This window comes from Microbaculum marinisediminis (genome assembly GCF_025397915.1).
Lineage (GTDB): Bacteria > Pseudomonadota > Alphaproteobacteria > Rhizobiales > Tepidamorphaceae > Microbaculum > Microbaculum marinisediminis.
In genome coordinates this window covers 433473-454300 of record NZ_JALIDZ010000005.1, presented here as the reverse complement: position 1 = coordinate 454300, position 20828 = coordinate 433473, and the positions used below count along the sequence as shown (strand labels likewise).

Sequence of the window (20828 nt, the reverse complement as noted above, 5' to 3'; positions counted from 1 at the left end):
GTGCCGGCGCCCCTCGTCTGCACGATATCTGCTGAAAAAATCCGCCGTTCCTGACCGGCGGCGCTGCAATTCCTGCATCCGCGCCCGCCATAACGGCCGCATGGAACGCAAGCACCTCACAGCCTCCCGGCAACGGCTATCCCCGCCCGCCTCGCTTAAGCGGGACGGCTGGTGGCTTGTCGCCACGCCACCGGCGCCCGAGCCGTCGCGACCCGCCGCGACCGTCATCCCGTTCCCGAAGCGGAAGCAACCACCAGCCCAGACGGGGGACATCGCCGATGACCGCCCCTGATACGGCCATGGCCGTGCCGCAAGGCACCAACGAACCGATCCCGCGCGCCGTGATCGCGGCGCTCGCGATGGTCGCCGCCGCGGATTGGCTTCTCTACGGCGAACCGCAGCCGGGCATTTCAATCGCCTTGTTCTTCGTCGCCCTCGCCTTGGCGGTGGCATGGACCAACGCCGCGACATTGACCCTTCGCACCGGTCTCGTCGGGTCCGTCCCCCTCGCCCTCGCGCTATTGCCGGGCCTCGAGAATCCCGGCCTTCTGCCGTTCCTGTTCGCCGCCGGCGGCACCGCCGTCTTCGCCCTGGCGGCATCGGGCCGGTTCCACGGCGCGCCGGCCGAGCGCGCGACGCAACTCGCCGGGCTGATCGTGCTCGGTCCCTTTCGGCTGATCCCCGACGCGATCCATGCGCGTGCGATCTGGCGGCGAAGGCTCGTCGGCCGTCTGTCCGTGGGGCAAACGGCGGCATCGATCCTTCCCGTGATCCTGTTCGCCGTTTTCATGGCTCTGTTCGCCAAGGCCAATCCGGTGTTCGACCGGTGGCTTGCCGCCCTGGACATATCCGCCCTCCTGTCTCGCCTGGACGCCGTCAGGTTCGTTTTCTGGTTTCTCGCCGCCTCCTTCGCCTGGGCGTTCATCCGCGCGCGGCGCGAACCGGTGCGCAAACGGATCGCCAACCCCGCCGCCGCGCCCGATCCCGCGCGCACGCCGGTTCCCGGCACTCTGCTCGGCGTATCGATCGTTTTGCGGTCCCTGCTGGCCTTCAACCTGCTGTTCGCGGTCCAGACAGCCCTGGATCTCGCCTATCTCTGGGGCGGACTGGCGCTCCCGGACGGGATCACCCACGCGGAATACGCCCATCGCGGCGCCTATCCGCTGGTCGTCGTCGCCCTTCTCTCCGCCGCCTTCGTGCTTGTGGCGATGCGGCCCGGCGGCGACGCCGACCGTGCCCCTGCCATCCGCGTGCTCGTGCTCGTCTGGATCGGCCAGAACGTCCTGCTGGTCGTCTCGTCCGTCCTGCGGCTCGACCTCTATATCGAAGCCTATTCGCTGACGGTGCTGCGGGTCGCGGCCTTCATCTGGATGGGGCTGGTCGCGGCGGGACTGGTCCTGATCGTCGTCCGCATCCTGTTCGCCAGATCCAATGCCTGGCTCATCGGGGCCAATGCGCTCACCCTGATCGTCACCCTTTACGCGACCTGTTTCGTCAACTGGCCCTATGTGATCGCACGCTATAACGTGGACCACAGCTTCGAGATCGCGCACGAAGGTCCCTCGCTGGACGCCCACTATCTCTACATACTCGGCCCGCAGACCATTCCCGTCCTCGAGGCGTTCGTCGCGCGACTGGACGGAAAGCCGTTCAGGAAGCGCGAATTGGCCGAAACCTATGCCGGAAGGCTGCGCGACGGCTTCGCCAATTCGAGAAACGGCTGGCGACGCTGGTCTCTGCGCGATCAGCGCCTGGCGGACTACCTGTCTGGCGAACCGGATGGTAAAGCCGGGTTGGGAGACAGATGAGAGGTCCCCGGGGGCCTGACGAGAGGCGAACGCCGTGCATCGCATCCTGGTTGTCGACGACGATGCGCATATCCGTGACGTGATCTGCTTCGCGCTGGACAAGGCGGGCTATACGACATCCGTCGCGAAGGACGGAGTGGAGGCCCTGTCCCGGTTCTCCGCCGACCGGCCCAGTCTGATCGTTCTGGACATCGGAATGCCCGAGATCGACGGGCTGGAGGTCTGCCGCCGGATCCGGAAGTCATCCGAGGTGCCGATCCTGTTCCTGTCGGCCCGTGACGACGAGGTCGACCGGGTCATCGGCCTGGAGATCGGTGGCGACGACTACGTCACCAAGCCCTTCAGCCCGCGCGAGCTCGTTGCCCGCGTCGGCGTCATCCTGAAGCGGACAGGCAAGCCCGAAGCCGCCGCCGCGCAGGACGACAGACCGCTGAAACATGGCGACATCGTTCTCGATCCGGCCCGCCACGAGGCCCGCCTGGACGGCATCGCCATCCACCTGACCGGGCTCGAGTTCGCAATCCTTCGGGCCTTCTTCTCGCGGCCGGGCATGGTCTTCACCCGCGATCAGATCGTCGGCTCCGCTTACGGTGACAACTTCCACATCTCCAGCCGCACGGTCGACAGCCATGTCCGCAATATCCGCGCGAAATTCGCGGACGCCGGCTGCCGGGCGGTCATCGAGACAGTCCACGGCGTCGGCTTTCGCCTGGCGGCCTGCACGGTGGATGCATGACCCGCCGGTTTGTCTCCGACAAATGGCGCCCGAACCTGGGCATGATCGTCTTCGCCGTGCTGGCGGTCGTCGCCGCCCTGCCCTTCACGGCGGCAGTTCTTCTCGAGTTCGATGAAAACCAATTTCAGGGCCGCTATGGCGCCGCTCCCGAGATCCTCGGCGTCCTCGCCGTCGCGGCTGTCACGCTTCTCGTCGGGCTCGTCTTCCTGCGCACGATCACGCGGCCCATCGCCGAGTTGCGCCGGCGCATGAGCGCCATCGGAAACGGCGATCGCGATGCGATCGCGCCGATGGCCCAGGCGGGCACCGTCGAGATCGCCGACCTCGCCGAAGGCGTTCTGACGATGGCCGCGAGCCTGTCGTCGCGATCCGACTACGTCTCGACGCTTGCCGCGCACGTCTCGCACGAGTTCAAGTCGCCGCTGACATCGATCCGCGGCGCCGTCGAGCTTCTGAAGGACTCCGGCGCGACCATGAGCGAGGCCGAGCGCGCCAGGTTCCTAGACAACATCGAGGCCGATGCCGACCGGCTGACGGCCCTGGTCCGCCGCCTCCGGGAATTTGCGATGGCGGAAACCCCGGGCACGGGAGGCGTCGCCGCGCTCGAGGCCGTCATTCGCGCCATCCCCGACGCGACCCCCAACTTGCGCATCGAGCACCACCTCGATCCGGACCTGAAGATCCGTATGGGCCGGGAGAGCGCGCTGATCGTATTCTCCCATCTGGTCGACAACGCCGCGCAGCACGGCGCGGCCGTCGTCACCATCACCGCCGCCAACGAGGACGGAACGGTGCGGATTGTCGTCGCCGACGATGGTGCGGGCATTTCCCCGCACAACCGCGACAAGCTGTTCGACGCCTTCTTCACGACCCGGCGCGACAGCGGCGGCACCGGCATGGGCCTGAACGTCGTGCAGTCCATGCTGCGCGCCCACGCAGGCAGCATCCGCCTGCTGGAGAGCGAAGGCGGCGCGGCGTTCGAGATACGCGTGCCGGCGGGGTGATGGCCAGCCCGCATCCGGCTTCCGCTACGCAATCAGCGCAGGACATCGGCCCGGCGCCCGACTAGTCTACCCGGACGGGTTTGGGGCTGGGCAGGCGGGTCGAGACGGCGAATGGTGACGAGAACGGCGTTCCACTACCTGGTTGTCGTGACGGTGTCGTCCGCCTGCGGGCTGGCGGTGGAGATCACCGCCGGCCGTCTGATCGCGCCCTATCTCGGGATGTCGCTGTATACCTGGACGGCGGTCATCGCGGTCGTTCTCGCCGGGTTTTCCATCGGGCACTGGATCGGCGGCCACATCGCGGAGGCGCCGCAGGAGGCGGTCAGGCGCCGCGTCGGCTGGGCGCTGCTGCTCGCCGGGCTGTCGACCGCGGCCAGCCTCGTCCTCATCCGGCTCGTGTCCGGCCCGATCGTCTCCGCCGGCATGACGCCGGTCCCGACGATCCTCGCGCTGACGATGGCACTGTTCTTCCTGCCGAGCGTCTTCGTCGGCATCCCCTCGCCGGCCCTGGTGAAGCTCGCCATCGACGAGAATCCGCCGCGCATCGGCCGCCTTCTCGGCCTGTTCTACGCCGGCGGCGCGATCGGCGCCATCGCCGGCACCCTGGCGACGGGCTACCTGTTCATCTCCTGGCTCGGCAGCACCCGCACGCTGCTGCTGGTGGCCGCGCTCTATCTGGCGATGGGCGCCTCGCTGCTCGTGGTCCGGCCGCGAACCCAGCCGGCCGGCGCCTTGACGGTTCCCCTCGTCGTGGTCGCCGTCCTGGCCGCCCTGATCGCCGCCGGCGGCATGCGCGTGTCCGCCTTCACCGGCAACTGCGACGTGGAAAGCGATTACTACTGCATCCGCACGGTCGACGTCAGCGACGAGGTCGGCACCGAGGCCCGCCTGATGATCCTCGATCACCTCGGACACAGCATCAGCAGCCGCGACGCGCCGCAGAGCTTGCTGATGCCCTATGTCGACGCCCAGGACATGCTGGCGCGGATCCACAGCGGCAGGCGCACGCCGTTCCGTGCCTTCTTCATCGGCGGCGGCGGCTTCACGCTGCCGCGGGCCTGGCTCGACGCGCGGCCCGACGCCGAGATCACCGTCGCCGAGATCGATCCCGCCGTCACCGCCGTGGCCATCGGCGAGATGTGGCTGCGCCCGGACGAGCGGCTGAAAATCGTCCACCAGGACGCGCGGCAGGTGCTGTCGCACGACCGGGCCGAGCGCTACGACGTCATCGTCGGCGATGCCTTCCACGATATCGCCGTGCCGCCGCATCTGGTGACCGGCGAGTTCTTCGCGCTCGTCCGCTCGCGGCTGGCCGACGACGGCATCTTCCTGATGAACGTCGTCGACAGCAGCCGGCGGCCGCGGCTCGTCCTGTCGATCGCCGAGGCCCTGAAGCAGAGCTTCGGCCGGATCGAGATCTGGGCGCTGCAGCCCTCCGGCGAACGCACCACCTTCGTCATCGCCGCGCTCGAGGGGCCGAGCCCGGTCGACCGCCTGCCGCTGCGCAGCGATCCCGCACAGGCCTTCGTGCGCCTTCCCGCCGAGGCCGTCGCGGACCTCGTCGCCGCCCTCACCCCGGTGCCGCTGAGCGATGATTACGCGCCGGTGGACCGGCTCATCGGCGTCGAGTGAGCCCGGCCCCGTCCCGTCGAAAACCTTTGCCGGCAATTACGCCCTGTTAACCAGAATACCCTAGCGTGCGGTTTGGCATGGTCCGCCGGCTGTAGCGTATGGCCGGCAATTGCGGGAGTCCGGACCCGGTGATGGGCGCGAAAGCTGCGGCGATACGGCCACTCAGCGAGGAAAAGCGGCGGTTTCAACGCGTCCGGGTGAACATACTCGGCCGCTACATGCTGCCCAACAAGCGCGAATATCCCTGCCAGGTCGTCGACATGTCGCCGGGCGGCGCCCGTCTCGTCGCGCCCGAGGTCGGCGAGGTCCATGACCGCGTCATCGCCTATCTCGACCATATCGGCCGCGTCGAGGGGCAGATCGCCCGCGTGTTCGACGGCGGCTTCGCCATCTCGATCAACGCCACCGCGCACAAGCGCGACAAGCTGGCCAACCAGCTCACCTGGCTCGCCAACCGCGACCTCGGCCTGCCCGAGGATCGCCGCCACACCCGCCTGGTGCCGCGCAATCCCTATTCCGAGATCGCGCTCAGGGACGGCCGCAAGTATCGCTGCAAGGTGCTCGACATGTCGCTGTCGGGCGCCGCGGTCGCCTGCGAGATCTGCCCGGCCCTGGGCACCCCGGTGCGCATGGGCAGTACAGAGGGCGTCGTCGTGCGCCAGATCGAGGGCGGCTTCGCCATCGAATTCTCGACCGTCCAGTCGATGGAAACGCTGACCCGGCAGTTCGGGCAGATCCAGTAGGCGCCACCCGCGCCCGCCTTTTCCCGTCTCGTGACCTGATCCGCCCCGGGAGACGTCCCTCGGGACCTGGCCGCCTGCGTCTGGGTCTGCCTCTGCGCCGTCGCGCATGACCGCGGACGCGGAACGCAGCGGATCGCCCGCCCGGGCATGGTTAACTCAAGATGAAATCTATCTTAAGTTTTGGTTTAAAATAACGCTCAAGCTTGTCTCAAATAAATCCGCGCCGATTTCTCGTATCTAAAATCGTCTCTGCCATAGTCCCTGTCAACGAACAAGACAGGGGGCTGTCAGATGAAGTTTCATTTCGCGGCATCGGTGCTGTTTCTCGGTTTGCTCGGCGCCACCGCCCACGCTTCCCCGAATCCCGGAGCGAACGCCGGACAGGACACCGCGGAGACGCGCATGTCGGAATTCGCCGCCACGCGCCCGCCGATCGGCTACGTCCAGTTCTGCCGCCAGAACCCGGACGACTGCGACATGCAGGCCGCCGGCGTGCACCGCCCGACCCTGTCGCCGGCCCGCCTGCAGGAGCTCACCGAGGTCAACGACCTCGTCAACAAGGCCATCGCCCCGGTCACCGATCAGGCCCTGTACGGCGTCCCTGAGATGTGGACCTATCCGTATGATCGCGGCGACTGCGAGGACTACGTGCTGCTGAAGCGGCGTCTGCTGCTGGACCGCGGCTGGCCGGCCTCCGCGCTGCTGATCACGGTCGTTCGCGACGCCCAGGGCGGCCACGCGGTGCTGACCGTGACCACCGCCGCCGGCGACCTCGTGCTGGACAATCAGGAAGCGGACATCCGCTTCTGGCGCGACACGCCCTACGAGTACCTGAAGCGGCAGTCCAAGGTCGATCCCAACCGCTGGGTGTCGCTGCGCCGGCAGGTCGACCGCCCGGATATCGCCGTCGGCGGCACCACGCGCCGCTGAGCCCGGCACGAGCCGACAGGAGTGCTTTGAACCAGGAGTTTTGACCCGGTCGTGTCCCCACCCCTCCGTCCGTCGAGACCGGGTCTTTCGGAGCCGGCCCTTCCCCCCAGGGCCGGCTCCACCTTTTTTGGGGGTCTTGGCGTCCTAGAGTTCCTTGAGGCCGGCGGCGTAGCGGCGCGCATTGTCGGCATAGTGCTGGGCGGAAACCTTCAGGCCGGCGATTTCCGCCTCCGTGAGCATGCGCACGACCTTCGCCGGGCTGCCGAGCACCAGCGACCCGTTCGGGATCTCGCGGCCCTCCGGCACCAGCGCGTTGGCGCCGATCAGGCAGTTCTCGCCCACCGTCACCCCGTTCAGCACCGTCGCCCCCATGCCGACCAGCGAGCACGGACCGATCGTGCAGCCGTGCAGGATGGCCTTGTGGCCGATGGTGCAGTCGTCGGCGATGGTCAGGGGAAAGCCCATGTCGGTGTGGAAGACGCAGCCGTCCTGGACGTTCGAGCGTTCGCCGATCTCGATCCACTCGTTGTCGCCGCGCAGCACGGCGCCGAACCAGACGCTGGCATCTACCTTCAGCCGCACCTTGCCCATCACGCTGGCATCCGGCGCGATCCAGTAGCGCCCGTCCTGCGGCAGATCGGGGCTTACCCCGTCGAGCGAATAGACCGTCATGTCGTGCCTCCCCTTGGCGTCCCGTTGATCCGCCCTGTTTAGGCGGTCGGGCGGGGCGGCGGCAAGGCGTCAGGCGAACTGCCCGAGAAGATGGGCGACAAACACGCCGGAAAAGAAGCACCACAGGCTGGAGATCACGGTGGTGGCGACCAGGAATCCGACCGGCCTGTGCTCGATCAGGCGCCCGCGAACGGCGTTGCGCATCAGCACCAGCGGCCCACCGAACACCAGCACCAGAACCTGGCCGGCGGCGCCGGTCGCCGTCGTCGGACGAGCCTGGAAGCTCGGCTGGGCATTCGTCACCAGCCGGTAGCCGCTGACCGTGACACCGCCGGCCACCAGGCCGACCAGCACCAGATAGACGTAGATCATGACGCTTTCGAGCATTTTCATCATCCCCGCAAGCATGTGGCGAACCGGACTGCGGCTCGCGGACGGGGTTGAAAACGGCAAGAGCCGTGCCGCCCCGATCGTCGCGATCTGCGGCCCAGGCTGATCCAGGCCGGGACAGGTCGTCCCGGCAACGGAACATTAACCATGTTAATGGCTTTCTTGGTCTCATGTCGGACGTCGCAGGCACGTCGCGTCAGGATTGGTCGATGCATCACCTCGTCATGCGCCGGGACCCGCGGGTACCGCTTACCGCGCTTCTCTATGCGTTGAGTTTCGTGGCCGTGCTGGTTCTCGGCCGGCTCGCGCTGACGACCTACGACACCCTGGTCGGCGGATGGGACACGGAAATCGACCCGACCCCGATCGCGCTCTCGGTCGGTCCGGTCGCGCTCACCGTGCCGCGCAACATGATCCGCAACCATCCGTTCGCGCGCGGCAGCGTGTCCGAGCTGGAATTGCGGATGCACTGGCCGACGATGGAGGGCCTGTCGGAACTGCGCGCCGAATCGTTCCGCAACAATGACGACCGCTCGACGATCCTCTACGCCACGCTGCGGCCCTCCAACGGCTTGCTGTCGCCGGAGGAGCGCCTGCGCCTCGTCTATTCGCGGCTGCTGACCTATCCGCCGGCCAGCGGTCCGAACGGTCTGATCGCCACGTCCTTCGCAGAAGGCCACGGCTACGACGGCGAAATCCTGTACACCGCCGGCGACCCGTCCAGGTCGTTTGCCGCGCGCTGCGCCCCGGAGGGCGGCGGCGTGCCCGCAAGCTGCACAGTGGAATTCCGGACCGATAACGGAATCGAGGTGATCTACCGGTTCCGCCGCCACCTTCTGTCGCGCTGGCGGGCCATCGACGCGGCCATGCGTGACACGGTCGCGTCCTTCATGCGGGGATAGAGACGGTCCTGCACGCCAGGACCCGGTAGACGCGCCTGTCCGGCGTGAATGTCCGAAGTAATTATCCGGCGTGATTGTCCGAAAGGCTTACGCGCCGCGGACGGTTGGCATCGACGGCATCGCGTGCCGCCGATATCCAGCGCCGCCGATAGTCAGCGCCGCTGGTCTCGCCGGATCGCCTCCCGTATCGCGAACGGACCTGATCCGATCCGACCACGAAAGGCTCTTGTCCGGCGGTTACCCGGCCGAAATGGCCCGGTCAGGCGAGATCGAAATCCAGGATTGCCATCTGGAAATTATACGAGAGGTCTTCGTCCTCGTCGTCGCGGAAGATCACCCCGATGAATTCGTCGCCGATGTAGACCTCGGCGGAATCATCCTTCTGCGGGCGTGCTTTCACCTGGATCGCCGGAAGCTTGAACGTCTTCTGCAGATACGCCTCTAGCTTGGTGATTTCTCTTGGTTCCAAGAGGTACCCCTTTTTGGTCTTGTCAGGATTGGTGTGCCGGCGGCGACTCCGCCGACGCTCGACGCCTGCGTTCTAACCGTTGTCGCCGCGCCCGTCGATCATCTGATCCATCGACAGTGCCGGTTCCGAGCACCCCGCCTTGCCGACGACCTTTGCCGGCACGCCGGCAACCGTCGATTTCGGCGGCACATCCTTGAGAACCACGGAGCCCGCGGCCACACGCGAGCACGCGCCCACCTCGATATTGCCGAGGATCTTGGCCCCTGCCCCGATCAGCACGCCGAAGCGCACCTTCGGATGGCGGTCGCCGGACTCCTTGCCGGTGCCGCCGAGCGTGACGTCGTGCAGCATCGACACGGCGTCCTCCACGACGGCGGTCTCGCCGATGACGATCGAGTGGGCATGGTCGATGAAGATGCCGCGCCCGATCCGGGCACCGGGATGGATGTCGATGCTGAACGCCGACGATACCCGGCTCTGCAGATAGGCGGCATAGTCCTGGCGGCCGGTCGTCCACAGCCAGTGGCCCAGCCGATAGGCCTGCAGCGCGTGGAAGCCCTTGAAGTAGAGCAGCGGCTCTATGTAGCGGTGGCAGGCTGGATCGCGTTCGTAGACGGCGGCGAGATCGGCCCGGAAGGCCTCGCCGATGCCCGGCTGGTCCTTCAGCGCCTCGCGGAACTCATGGGCGATGAACTGGCTGCCGAGCGCGTTGTGGTCGAGCCTGGAGGCGACGCGGAACGACACCGCCTCTTCCAGCGTATCGTGATTGAGCACCGTTTCCAGGACGAAGGCGGCGAGTGCCGGCTCGCGCTCCAGGATCTCTCCGGCTTCCTCGCGGATGCGCTGCCACACCGGATCGCACGTGGCGATCGGCAGTTTGCGCTCGAGCCTCTGTGATCCGCTAACCATGGCCACCTCCGCGGGCCTTCGACGGCCCCTGCTGTTTATATCGCTAACCTAGCATATGTGTTGCGGGTTACTAAAAAAGGAAGAGTGCGATCGTCAACGAATAGGTGCCCCGTGCCGAGCGCGGGGTCTGGAAAACCCGTCAAACGACAACCCGGACAGAGGCACCGGCGGATTTGTTGATTCAGAACATTCATTCGCTGAATCAGACTCTTAAGACGATGAATCGACGTCTCACCGGATGCCGCCAAGCGATTCTTCCGACTCGGGAATCCGGCCTCCGCCAACCCCGATTTCAACCGATTTCAGGCCGCTTCCAGCCGATCGAGGAAATCCAGGACGGCCCGGGCGAAGATATCGTTGCGGTCGCCGGCCACCATGTGCCCGGCGCCGCTGACGTCGGCATAGGCGGCGTGCGGCACCAGCGAGAGGAACTCCTTGGCATGCTCCTCGCCGACCAGCTCGCTCATCCGGCCGCGCACCAGCAGCGTGGGAACGGCGATCCGCGACGCGGCCGCGATCAGGGCGTCCTGGTCACCTTCGCCCCCGCCCGACACCGGCCTGGGACCGGACAGGAAGCGCGGGTCCCAGTGCCAGCGGTAGCGTCCGTCCGGGTCGAGGCGCAGGTTCTTCCGCAGCCCATCCAGCGAGCGCGGCCGCGGCCGGTGCGGCAGGTACTCGGCCACCGCGTCGGCAGCCTCCTCCAGGGTGCCGAATCCGGCCTCCATGCGCGCGCCCATGAACTGGAGAATTCCGGCGACGCCGTTCCGGTCCATCCGCGGCGTCACGTCGACGAGCACCAGCGCCGCCATCGGCGGGGCGCTGGCCTCGCCCGCGACCAGCAGCGAGCTCAGGCCGCCCAGCGAGGCGCCGATCGCCACCGGGGCCGTCCCGTATCGCTCGCCGACCTGACGGAACACGGCGCCGGCATCGTCGGCGAAGTCGCGAAAGCTGTAGTGCCCCGGCTCGCTGCGCGCGCTCTCGCCGTGGCCACGCTGGTCGACGGTGATCGCCCGCCAGCCGGACTGGGCGAGCTGCGCCGCCGTTCCGCCCCAGGAATGGCGCGTCTGGCCGCCGCCGTGCAGCAGCACCGCGACCGGTCCGTTCCCCTCGCCCCAGAGATCGGCCGCCAGCCGGTTGCCTTCCGCACCGGCAAAGGAAATCGGTTCGCTTTCGCGCATGCCCACGTCAGTGCCCTTCCGCCAGGAAGTCGACGACCGCGGCCTTGTGGCTCCTGTCCCCAACGGCCTTCATGTGGTCCCGGCCCTGGATATGGAACGCCCGGCCCTTCGGCATCATCGCCGCAAGCTCGTCCGGGTTGCCCGCGATGTCGTCGTCCGTTCCCACGGCCACCAGGACCGGCATCGGCAGGCCGGCCAGCAGTTCCGGAGTGATCCGCACCCGCGCGGAGCGGATGCAGGCGGCCAGCGCCTTCAGGTCGCTGCCGGTCTGCTCGGCGAAATAGCGGAAGGCCCGCCCCTTGGGATCGCTCACGTCGTCGAGCGACGCCGCTTCCAGCGCCTCGGCGATCGGTTCCGGCGCGCCGACGCCACGCACCATGCCGACGCCCAGTCCGCCGAAGACGGCGCGGCTGACGCGTTCGGGGTGGTTGATCGCCAGGAACGCCGTGATCCGCGCGCCCATCGAGTAGCCGACGACGGCAGCCGTCTTGATGCCCAGATGCGCGAGCAGCCGGTAGGCGTCCTCCGCCATGATCGGCGCGCCGTAGTCGGCGAGGTCATGGAGCTTCTCGCTCCTGCCGTGGCCGCGGTTGTCGATGGCGATCACCCGGTGGCCGGCCTTCTTCAGGATGTCGACCCAGCCCGTATCGACCCAGTTGGCCCTGATATTGGACGCAAAGCCGTGGATCAGCAGGACCGGCGATCCCTCGCCCTCGTCGATATAGGCGATATCGACGCCGTTCGAGTCGAAATGGTGGGTGTCCATGGTTCGCTTTCGCTGAAACGCCTTCGCTTTGCTGAACGGCCTTTTTAGCTTCCGTTGACGCGAAGGGAAACCGGAAATTACCGGGGGCAACCACTAGGAAGCGGCCGCCTATGTCGCTATGGTCCGCTTCGCCGCGCAGGCGCCGCGTAGGCAGGGCGCTGCAATTGCAAATCGCCGTGAATGCAAATCGAGGACGATCCGGATGGCCGACCACGTGATACCGCACTTCCACAACGCCGGCGGCGTGTCCAGCATCCGCATCGGCGCCCGCGAGTTCCAGTGCATCGGCGCGCTGCCGCCCTTCGACCATCCCCATGTCTATCTCGACATGGGCGACGAGGACGAGATCGTCTGCCCCTATTGCTCGACGCACTACAAGCACGACCCCGCGCTCAAGCCCGCCGAGTCGGTGCCGGCGGAAAGCGCCTGGCGCGCCGACGCGGCCTGAGCCGGCCGCCCGAAAACCGCCTGCCATGGCCGCCGACCGCCATATCGCCGTCGCCGGCGGCGGCATCGCCGGGCTGACCACGGCCCTGGCGATCGCCGGCCCGGATACAAACGGCCCTACCCGCGTCCCGACACGCGTCACCATCTACGAGCAGGCCACCCGGCTGGAAGAGGTCGGCGCCGGCCTGCAGGTCTCCCCCAACGCCTGGCGCGTCCTCGACGCCCTCGGCGTCGCCGAGGCCATCCTGCCGCGCTCGGTCGCCCCCGAGGCCATCCTGATGCGCCGCGGCCGCGACGGCCGGGTGATCGCGCGGATCCCGCTCGGCGACACCGCCACCGCCCGCTGGGGCGCGCCCTACCGCGTCGTCCATCGCGCCGACCTGCAGGCCGCCCTCGTCGCCGCGATCGACGCCAATCCGAACATCGACATCCGGCTGTCGTCGCACCTCGAGGGCTTCCGCATCGGCAAAGCCGACGTCGCCCTACATTTCGCCGACGGAGCCGACGCCCGGGCCGACGCCGGCGCCGACGCTGATACCGACATTCGCGCCGACGGGCTGATCGGCGCCGACGGGCTGTGGTCCGCCGTCCGCCGCCAGGTCTCCGGCGAGGCCGATCCGGTCTATTCCGGCAAGGTTGCCTGGCGCGCCACCGTTCCCGCCGACGCGGTTCCCGCCGGTATAAATCCCTGGGAAACCGGGCTCTGGCTCGGCCGCGACGCCCACCTCGTCCACTACGGTGTGCGCGGCGGCGCCGAGGTCAACGTGGTCGCGATCTTCGCCGACGACTGGACCGAGCCGGGCTGGAGCGCACCGGGAAAGCGTGAGGATGTTCTGTGCCGTTACGCCCGCTGGCACCGTCTAGCCCGCGCGCTCGTCGAGGCCCCGGACCACTGGGTCAAATGGGCGCTGGCCGACCGCGAGCCGCTGTCGCGCTGGGGGCTGGGGCCGGTGACCCTGGCCGGCGACGCCGCCCATCCGATGCTGCCGTTCATGGCCCAGGGCGCGGCGATGGGCATCGAGGACGGCTGGGTACTGGGACAGGTTCTGGCCGATGGCTACGACGTCCCCCAGGCCTTCCGCCTCTACGAGAACCGCCGCATGCGCCGCACCGCCCGCGTGCAGAAGGACGCCCGCTCCAACGGCGAAATCTACCATCTCGGCGGCATCGCTGCCGCCGGCCGCGACGCCGCGCTGGGCCTGCTGGGCCCGCAGCGCCTGCTCGCCCGCTTCGACTGGCTCTACGGCTGGGGGCGGACGGCGGGCGCCTAGCCTCCCGCCGCGCGGACGAACCGCCTACTCGATCAGCAGGCTGTCGTCGTCGATATCCTGCCCGCGCACCTTGCGGAACATGTGGATCAGGTCCTCGACATCGAGGCTCGCCCGCTCATCGCCGGCCACGTCGAGGATGATCTTGCCCTCGTGCAGCATCACCGTGCGATCGCCGAGATCGAGCGCCTGGCGCATCGAATGCGTCACCATCAGCGTGGCGACCTTGCGCTCGCCGACCACGCGGCGGGTGAGATCGAGCACGAACTCCGCCATCGCCGGGTCGAGCGCGGCGGTATGCTCGTCCAGCAGCAGCACGTCGGCATCCGACAGCGTCGCCATGACCAGCGCCAATGCCTGCCGCTGGCCGCCGGACAACAGCGCCATCTGGTCGTCCAGCCGGTTTTCCAGGCCCAGGCCGAGTTCGGCCAGCCGCTGCCGGAACAGGTCGCGGCGGCTCCGGGAGATGGCGAGGCCGAGCCCCCGCCGCCTGCCGCGCGCGGCGGCGATCGCCAGGTTTTCCTCGATCGTCAGCCGACCACAGCTTCCCGCCAGCGGGTCCTGGAAGACGCGCGCGACCTTGGCGGCGCGGATCGCCGTCGGCAGCCGCGAGACGTCCTGACCGCCGATCTCGATCTTGCCGGTTTCCGGCAGCACATCGCCGGCGATTGCCGCCAGAAGCGTCGACTTGCCGGCGCCGTTAGAGCCGATCACCGAGACGAACTGGTGATCGGGAACCGTAAGATCGACGCCGCGAAGCGCCCGCTTCTCCAGCGGCGTTCCCTTGCCGAAGATGATGTCGAGGCCAGTGACGCGGATCATGTCTCGACCTTTCGGCCGCGCAGGCGCGGCAGGATCAATGCCACGGCGACCAGCAGCGCGGTGACCAGATTGAGATCGGAGGCCTTCAGGCCGATGGCATCGGCCCCCAGCGCGAACTGGATGGCGATGCGGTAGAGCACCGACCCGACGATACAGCCGATCAGGGCCCACATGATGGTGCGCGGGCGGAACAGGGTCTCGCCGACGATCACCGCGGCCAGCCCCACCACGATCGTGCCGATGCCCGTCGTCACGTCGGCGAAGCCGTTGGTCTGCGCGAACAGCGCACCGGCCAGGCCCACGAGACCGTTGGCGAGCGCCATGCCCACATAGATATGCACGCTCGTGCGCACGCCCTGCGCGCGCGCCATCTTCGGGTTGACGCCGGTCGCCCGCATGGCAAGGCCGAAGTCGGACGCCAGGAACCGCGCGACCAGGAAGGCAACGATAACGACCAGGACAAGGATCACGAGCGGCCGGACGTAATGATCCGGCATCCCCAGGCCGTAGAACGGCGACAGCACCGTTTCCTGATTGATGAGCGCCACGTTCGGCCGTCCCATGATCCGCAGGTTTATCGAGAACAGCGCGATCATGGTGAGGATCGAGGCGAGCAGATGCAGGATGCCGAAGCGCTGGTTCAGGAACGCGGTGACGAGGCCGGCGAGCGCGCCGGCGAGGATCGCGGCCAGACAGCCCGTCCAGGGATCGATGCCGCTGGTGATCATCACGGCGGCGACCGCCGCCCCCAGCGGAAACGAGCCGTCGACCGTCAGATCGGGAAAATCGAGCACCCGGAACGCGAGAAGCACGCCTATGGCGACGAAGGCATAGACAAGCCCGATCTCGACGGCGCCGAGGAATGCGATCTCGCTCATGCGGGAATACTATCCGTGAAAACGGTCCGGCCGCGAGGCGGCCGGACCAAAATGCGTCACTGTACGACCGTGTTGGCGCGGCTGACGACCGCGTCGGGAATGGTCACGCCCATCTTCTTCGCGGCCCCGGGATTGACCACCAGATTGGTCCCCTGGGCCTGCATGACCGGGATCGAACCGGGCTTCGCGCCATCGAGCACCTTGGCAACGATCGTCGCCGTCTGGAGACCGATGTCGTAGTAGTTGAAGCCGATCGCCGCGATCGCGCCGCGGGGTACCGAGTCCGTGTCGCCGGCATACAGCGGGATGCCGTTCTGCTCGGCCACCTGCACGGCGGCCTCGAGCGCGGAAACCACCGTGTTGTCGGTCGGGATGTACATCACATCCGCCTTGCCGACCAGCGAGCGGGCCGCCTGCTGGACGTCGGCGGTCTTGGTGGCGCTCGCCTCGACGATCTCGTATCCGGCCGGCCCGCCAAGCTCCTTGAGCTTCTCGACCAGCGCGACCGAGTTCGCCTCGCCCGGATTGAAGATGATACCGATGCGCTTGGCGTCGGGGCTGATCTCCTTGATCAGGGCGAGGTGGTCGGCAAGCGGAGACAGGTCGGAAACGCCAGTGACGTTGCCGCCGGGCATCGCCGCGTCCGTGACGAGTTCGGCGCCGACCGGATCGGTGACGGCGGTGAACACCACCGGGATATCCTTGGTGGCGGCGACGACGGCCTGGGCCGACGGCGTCGAGATCGGCACGATCACGGTCGGGGCATCACCGACGAACTTGCGGGCGATCTGGGCGGCGGTCGCCGGATTGCCCTGCGCGGACTCGTAGACGAACGTCAGGTTGTCGCCGACCTTGTAGCCGGCATCAGCCAGACCGTCGCGAATGCCGTCGCGGGCGGCATCAAGAGCAGGATGCTCGACGATGGCCGTCACCGCCACGGTGACCTCCGCAGCCTTCGCCGGAACGGCGAGAAGGCCGATTGCCGCAGCCGCGGCGAAATATTTCAACATGCCTGTCCTCCCATTATGCGGTCGATCAGCGGACCCACATCCGCCTGTCCCTCGTATGTGTCGAACACCGCCGCGCCGCGGAAGTCAACTGCCGCATGCGCGGCCGGGCCGTTCCGTTCGCTGCGAACCGAAAGAACTGAAACCAAACTGAAACCCCGCGGAAATTGATTTGCGATGTATTTCAATTTAACAGAACTCCCTGTTTGCTGAAATTAACGAGCAACGCTCGATCCGGCAAATATCACAACCCAACAGGCATTTTCGCGCGGGATATATTCAGAAACACAAGAAATAGCGCGAGATTCACTTCAACGACCAAGGAGATCGATATGAGGCCCACGCCACTTCAGTCGGGAAAATTCATCATTGCCGCTGGCATCGCTACCGCCCTTCTCACGGCCGCCGGTACCGGCCCGGCAGCAGCGGCCCAAAACGATGGCAAGGGCTCCAGCGCACCGCTCATCGAGTCGGCCGCTGCGGAGAAAGCGACCTACGGCAAGAAGCGGGTCATGCAGCTAACGGCCGTCGATTTCTCGCCGGTCGGGACCGGCGCCGAATACAAGTACTGTGGCGACGGCGGCGTTTGCGCCACGGCCGGCTCCGAATACTTCAATGCCGGCCTGCGCCTGCCGGCAGGCACCAAGATCCTGAAGATTATCGTTTACGTGAACCCGAACGGATCGTCCATCGACGCGTCCTTTACGCGCTACAAACCGACGGTTCCCACCTATCAGATCATCAAGGAGACCTCCTCGTCCTCCGGAACGGCGGTAGAGACCGTCCCCATCAAAGCGGTGCACGTTCTGCAGAAGGGCTGGAACTATCGCATCGACAACATCCGCCTGTCGGCCGGCCAGGCGACCTTGTACGGCGCAAAGGTGATCTACCGCGAGCGCGAGACGAACTAGCCGCCCGCCCTTCGGCCCCGGTTCGTCGGCATAGTCGACGGATCGGGCCCCTGGCCCCTCACCCCCGCCAGAATTCCGGATCGAGCATCACGATCAGCGTGAAGAGCTCCAGCCGGCCGAGCAGCATCGCCGCCGTCAGCACCCATTTGGCCGGGTCCGGAACCGTCGTGAAGTTGCCGGCAGGTCCCACGATGGGGCCGAGACCGGGACCGACGTTGCCGATGGCGGTGGCCGCCGACGAGATCGCGGTGACGAAATCGAGCCCGGTCATCGCCAACAGCAGGGTGAAGAGTGCGGCGGTGCCGATATAGACGGCCAGAAACGCCAGGACGGACGCGGGAACGTCCTCAGGCAACCGGCGACCGCCGAACCGCAACGTCACCAGGCGGCTTGGCCGCACCAGCCGCTGGACATGGGCTTTCACCGTCGCCCACAAAACCTGAAACCGGTAGATCTTGATGCCCCCGGCCGTCGACCCGGTGCAGCCGCCGACGAAGGTCAGCAGGAAGAACAATGCGACCGCCGGCGCGCCCCACTGCAGGTAATCGGTGGTCGCATACCCGGTCGTCGTGACGATCGAGACGACATGGAAGGCGGCCAGCCGGACCCCATCGGATACCGCCATGCCCTGCGACCGCGCGACCCAGACGCCGAGCACCAGGCTGATCGCGACGACCAGCGTCATCAGCACGCGGACCTGTGGATCGCGCCAGAGGCTGAAGGACTCGCGCTTGAGCATCGTGATGTAGGCGACGAACGGAAATGCGCCGGCGAGCATGAAGAAAACGGCGAACCATTCGATCTGCGCCGATCGGAAATGGCCCATCGACGCGTCGTAGTTGGCGAAGCCGCCCGTCGAAAGCGTGGTCATCGCGTGGCAGACCGCATCGAACGGCGGCATGCCGGCGATCATGTAGGACACGGCGCAGGCGACGGTCAGCCCGACATAGACCGAGACGATGTAGCCGACGAGCTCGACCGGGCGCGGCACGATCTTCTCCGACCGGTCGGAGCTTTCGGTGTGGAACAGCTGCATGCCGCCGACCCGGAGAAACGGCAGGATGATGATCGCCATGACGACGATGCCGACGCCGCCGATCCATTGCAAAAGCGCGCGCCACAGCAACAGGCCCGGCGGCAGATGGTCGAGGCCGACGATGACGGTCGATCCCGTCGTCGTGAACCCGGAAACCGCCTCGAACAGGGCATCGTCGAAATCGAGCCCCAGCGCCAGAAACGGCAGTGCCGAGAAGGCCGACAGCGCGACCCACACGGTCGCCGTCATCAGAAACGCCTGCCGGACGGTCATGCGCATCGTGTCCGGCCGCCGCGTCGCCAGCGCCATCAGCGTGCCGAGCGTCCAGGTCAAAAGCGCGGCGGCGGCGAAGATCTGCCAGTCCGGATTGTCGGCGGCCACATCGACGATGGCGGGCAGCAGCATGGCAAGCCCCAGCCCCGCCGTCAGCAGGCCCGTAACGTGGAGAACCGGAAGCAGGAAGATCACGCGGGAGCTCTCATGATGCAGCGGTCCGACGACGCCGTCCCCCAATGGGCCTCCACGAATGGCCGCCCCACTGGTAGATCGCGGGACCGCCGACTCAGTCCCCGCATCCGCGCCGGTCGGCGATAAAATACCGGCACGCCCGGCCGGTGTCGAACCCGCAAGTCACCCGCGGAATCACCCGCCCTCCCCGCCCCTCTGGCTTCGCGTGTTTCCGGCGCAAGGCGCCACGGGTGCAACGAACCACCCGTAAAACTATAGCTTGCATATTATAATATACACTCGTATAAGTTGGCTAAGGAGACAGCAAAGTCTCAAGGTCGGCTTGGACCGAGAACGCGGGGGAGGATGAGCATGGCTGAACAGCGCGCGACCACCGACGACAAGAAGGCCGACGCTCTCAAGAAGTCCCTATCCGAATGCATCGCGCAGGGAGAGGCCGCCCTCTCGGAACGGCCCGACGACCCGTGCCTTGCCTGTGTCCTGATCGCGCTGAAGGACGCGGACGTTCAGGACCACTTCGTCAAGCACCTGTTGGACAACGAGGCGTTCACGCGGGCCTATTGCCTTGGCGGGGTTTCGATTCCGGAAGTTCAGCGCGTCGTTTTCGAATTCACCTGCGTGCTTCCGAAGATCTGTCTGTTTCCCATGCGCTTCATGGTGACCGTGAACGTCATCACCGGGAAGGTCGAGGAGATCGCCGATCCGGCACCGACCTTCGTTCCCGTCAGCGAACAGATGCCCGGGGTGGCGTTCCAGCTGCCTTGAGGGCCGACGAACCGGACCACCGGTTGCATCGGCGTGATTGATCGGGATGGCCGGGGGCCATTTTGAACGGCACCGGCGCCTGACCACCCGGCTTGATTGTAGGACCCCATCAGAAGGAGTGTGGCGATGTTTGGACTTGGACAAATGGCGACGATGACTCCGGGCCTGGCGACGATGACCCCCGGCCTTGCCGGCCTTACCGGACTGGCGGGGCTCGCGGGCCTGGCCGGGCTGGCGACCATGACGCCCGGTCTTGCCGGGCTGGCGACCATGACACCGGGTCTGGCCGGCCTCACGACAGCAACGCCGGGCCTCGCCGGCCTCGCAACGATGACCCCGGGGCTCGCCACAATGACGCCCGGTCTGGCCGGACTCGCGACCGCGACTCCCGGTCTCGCCGGTCTCGCCGGTCTGGCGACCATGACTCCGGGCCTGGCTGGCCTCACGACAGCAACGCCGGGCCTTGCCGGCCTCGGGACGATGACGCCCGGATTGGCGGGGCTCGCGACCGCGACGCCGGGTCTCGCCGGTCTTGCGACCATGACGCCGGGCCTCGGCGGCCTCACGGGCCAGGTCGTGCGCGTCGCCGTGCCGAGCCTGGCCGGGCCGGTCTTCATGGACGTCGTGAAGTAGGTTCTTCCCGTCCACGGCTTCTCCCGCGGCACCGCCGCGGCTCACCTGGCGGGCTGGTGCCCGGGAGAGGTTGTGGCACGCATCAGACCGGGAAATCCGCACTCGAAGAGGACGCATCGACGATGGACGACGGCGGTTTCGCACAACTGGAAAAGGTGCTGGTCCGGGCCTGCTTCGACGCGCGTTTCACCCAGGACCTGCTGGACCAGGGCGAGACCGCGGCCGAGCGCTATGGCTTCGACGAACGCGAAGGCCGGGTGCTCACGCTGCTGCTGCAGGACGGCGGCGAAGGGCTGTTCGCGCTGTTCAACGTCGTTCGCGCGGTCCTCGAGACGCGGATGCTCCTGGGCGCGACGTGGCAGGCGCCCGTTACCGGCAGCAGCGGCGCGGAAGACCATCAGGCGATGGGACAGATCGCGCGGCACGCCGGCTGAAAGCCCCGTCGAGACCCGGC

General features: G+C 67.2%; 25 protein-coding genes. 14 read left to right on the top strand and 11 right to left on the bottom strand.

Annotated features, from left to right (window positions below):
- The 7 genes from MUB46_RS13730 to MUB46_RS13700 form a co-directional block, all read left to right on the top strand.
- On the top strand, positions 1-292 hold a 292-nt coding region (locus MUB46_RS13730), incomplete at its 5' end, for a hypothetical protein (protein ID WP_261616489.1).
- Complete coding sequence (locus tag MUB46_RS13725; RefSeq protein ID WP_261616488.1) at positions 279-1808, top strand: DUF4153 domain-containing protein; 1530 nt, start codon at positions 279-281, stop codon at positions 1806-1808. The genes MUB46_RS13730 and MUB46_RS13725, both read left to right, overlap by 14 nt.
- Before the next feature lie 34 nt (positions 1809-1842).
- On the top strand, positions 1843-2544 hold the full coding sequence (locus MUB46_RS13720; RefSeq protein ID WP_261616487.1) for a response regulator transcription factor: 702 nt from the start codon (positions 1843-1845) through the stop codon (positions 2542-2544).
- Positions 2541-3548, top strand: a complete 1008-nt coding sequence (locus tag MUB46_RS13715) for a HAMP domain-containing sensor histidine kinase (RefSeq protein ID WP_261616486.1) — start codon at positions 2541-2543, stop codon at positions 3546-3548. The genes MUB46_RS13720 and MUB46_RS13715 overlap by 4 nt, the downstream gene beginning before the upstream one ends.
- A 111-nt stretch (positions 3549-3659) precedes the next feature.
- The gene (locus MUB46_RS13710; protein ID WP_261616485.1) at positions 3660-5180 is read left to right on the top strand and encodes a fused MFS/spermidine synthase; all 1521 of its coding nucleotides are present in this window, start codon (positions 3660-3662) and stop codon (positions 5178-5180) included.
- Between the two features lie 131 nt (positions 5181-5311).
- A complete protein-coding gene (locus tag MUB46_RS13705) occupies positions 5312-5923 on the top strand; it encodes a PilZ domain-containing protein (RefSeq protein ID WP_261616484.1) in 612 nt (203 codons plus the stop codon).
- Positions 5924-6214: 291 nt separating this feature from the next.
- Positions 6215-6853, top strand: a complete 639-nt coding sequence (locus tag MUB46_RS13700; protein ID WP_261616483.1) for a transglutaminase-like cysteine peptidase — start codon at positions 6215-6217, stop codon at positions 6851-6853.
- Positions 6854-6997: 144 nt separating this feature from the next.
- Here the strand turns inward: MUB46_RS13700 and MUB46_RS13695 are convergent, their stop codons facing one another.
- Both MUB46_RS13695 and MUB46_RS13690 read right to left on the bottom strand, forming a co-directional pair.
- A complete protein-coding gene (locus MUB46_RS13695; RefSeq protein WP_261616482.1) occupies positions 6998-7525 on the bottom strand; it encodes a gamma carbonic anhydrase family protein in 528 nt (175 codons plus the stop codon).
- A 69-nt stretch (positions 7526-7594) separates the two neighbouring features.
- Positions 7595-7912: a DUF6949 family protein gene (locus tag MUB46_RS13690; protein ID WP_261616481.1), complete on the bottom strand. Its 318-nt coding sequence runs from the start codon at positions 7910-7912 to the stop codon at positions 7595-7597.
- Positions 7913-8124: 212 nt separating this feature from the next.
- On the opposite strand from MUB46_RS13690, the gene MUB46_RS13685 reads away from it, so the two are divergent.
- The gene (locus MUB46_RS13685) at positions 8125-8817 is read left to right on the top strand and encodes a hypothetical protein (protein ID WP_261616480.1); all 693 of its coding nucleotides are present in this window, start codon (positions 8125-8127) and stop codon (positions 8815-8817) included.
- 259 nt (positions 8818-9076) lie between these two features.
- On the opposite strand, the gene MUB46_RS13680 is transcribed toward MUB46_RS13685, so the two are convergent.
- From MUB46_RS13680 to MUB46_RS13665, 4 genes are all read right to left on the bottom strand, one after another.
- Positions 9077-9286, bottom strand: a complete 210-nt coding sequence (locus tag MUB46_RS13680) for a DUF3126 family protein (protein ID WP_261616479.1) — start codon at positions 9284-9286, stop codon at positions 9077-9079.
- A gap of 72 nt (positions 9287-9358) precedes the next feature.
- Positions 9359-10195, bottom strand: a complete 837-nt coding sequence (gene cysE, locus MUB46_RS13675) for a serine O-acetyltransferase (protein WP_261616478.1) — start codon at positions 10193-10195, stop codon at positions 9359-9361.
- Positions 10196-10497: 302 nt separating this feature from the next.
- A complete protein-coding gene (locus tag MUB46_RS13670) occupies positions 10498-11373 on the bottom strand; it encodes an alpha/beta fold hydrolase (RefSeq protein WP_261616477.1) in 876 nt (291 codons plus the stop codon).
- A gap of 7 nt (positions 11374-11380) precedes the next feature.
- Complete coding sequence (locus MUB46_RS13665) at positions 11381-12139, bottom strand: alpha/beta fold hydrolase (RefSeq protein WP_261616476.1); 759 nt, start codon at positions 12137-12139, stop codon at positions 11381-11383.
- A gap of 202 nt (positions 12140-12341) precedes the next feature.
- On the opposite strand from MUB46_RS13665, the gene MUB46_RS13660 reads away from it, so the two are divergent.
- The gene (locus tag MUB46_RS13660; RefSeq protein ID WP_261616475.1) at positions 12342-12587 is read left to right on the top strand and encodes a zinc-finger domain-containing protein; all 246 of its coding nucleotides are present in this window, start codon (positions 12342-12344) and stop codon (positions 12585-12587) included.
- Between the two features lie 25 nt (positions 12588-12612).
- Positions 12613-13857, top strand: a complete 1245-nt coding sequence (locus tag MUB46_RS13655) for an FAD-dependent monooxygenase (protein WP_261616474.1) — start codon at positions 12613-12615, stop codon at positions 13855-13857.
- A 24-nt stretch (positions 13858-13881) separates the two neighbouring features.
- Here MUB46_RS13655 and MUB46_RS13650 read toward each other — a convergent pair whose 3' ends face one another.
- From MUB46_RS13650 to MUB46_RS13635, 4 genes are read right to left on the bottom strand one after another with little or no spacing between them, the layout of a single operon-like run.
- Positions 13882-14676, bottom strand: coding sequence for an ABC transporter ATP-binding protein (locus MUB46_RS13650; RefSeq protein WP_261616473.1), 795 nt, complete (start codon positions 14674-14676; stop codon positions 13882-13884).
- Positions 14673-15554: an ABC transporter permease gene (locus tag MUB46_RS13645; protein WP_261616472.1), complete on the bottom strand. Its 882-nt coding sequence runs from the start codon at positions 15552-15554 to the stop codon at positions 14673-14675. Before MUB46_RS13645 ends, MUB46_RS13650 begins: the two co-directional genes overlap by 4 nt.
- Before the next feature lie 56 nt (positions 15555-15610).
- On the bottom strand, positions 15611-16564 hold the full coding sequence (locus MUB46_RS13640) for an ABC transporter substrate-binding protein (protein WP_261616471.1): 954 nt from the start codon (positions 16562-16564) through the stop codon (positions 15611-15613).
- Positions 16558-16749, bottom strand: a complete 192-nt coding sequence (locus MUB46_RS13635; RefSeq protein WP_261616470.1) for a hypothetical protein — start codon at positions 16747-16749, stop codon at positions 16558-16560. Before MUB46_RS13635 ends, MUB46_RS13640 begins: the two co-directional genes overlap by 7 nt.
- Before the next feature lie 18 nt (positions 16750-16767).
- Between MUB46_RS13635 and MUB46_RS13630 the strand changes: the two genes are divergently transcribed.
- On the top strand, positions 16768-17472 hold the full coding sequence (locus MUB46_RS13630; RefSeq protein WP_261616469.1) for a hypothetical protein: 705 nt from the start codon (positions 16768-16770) through the stop codon (positions 17470-17472).
- 58 nt (positions 17473-17530) lie between these two features.
- Here the strand turns inward: MUB46_RS13630 and MUB46_RS13625 are convergent, their stop codons facing one another.
- Positions 17531-18976 carry a TrkH family potassium uptake protein gene (locus tag MUB46_RS13625; protein WP_261616468.1) on the bottom strand — a complete coding sequence of 482 codons (1446 nt, stop codon included), beginning with the start codon at positions 18974-18976 and terminating at the stop codon, positions 17531-17533.
- Positions 18977-19327: 351 nt separating this feature from the next.
- Here MUB46_RS13625 and MUB46_RS13620 point away from each other — a divergent pair, with 351 nt between their 5' ends.
- The 3 genes from MUB46_RS13620 to MUB46_RS13610 all read left to right on the top strand — a co-directional run bounded on the left by MUB46_RS13620 (position 19328) and on the right by MUB46_RS13610 (position 20808).
- Positions 19328-19741: a hypothetical protein gene (locus tag MUB46_RS13620; RefSeq protein ID WP_261616467.1), complete on the top strand. Its 414-nt coding sequence runs from the start codon at positions 19328-19330 to the stop codon at positions 19739-19741.
- A gap of 144 nt (positions 19742-19885) precedes the next feature.
- A complete protein-coding gene (locus MUB46_RS13615) occupies positions 19886-20374 on the top strand; it encodes a hypothetical protein (RefSeq protein WP_261616466.1) in 489 nt (162 codons plus the stop codon).
- A 122-nt stretch (positions 20375-20496) separates the two neighbouring features.
- On the top strand, positions 20497-20808 hold the full coding sequence (locus MUB46_RS13610) for a hypothetical protein (protein ID WP_261616465.1): 312 nt from the start codon (positions 20497-20499) through the stop codon (positions 20806-20808).
- Positions 20809-20828 lie beyond the last annotated feature (20 nt).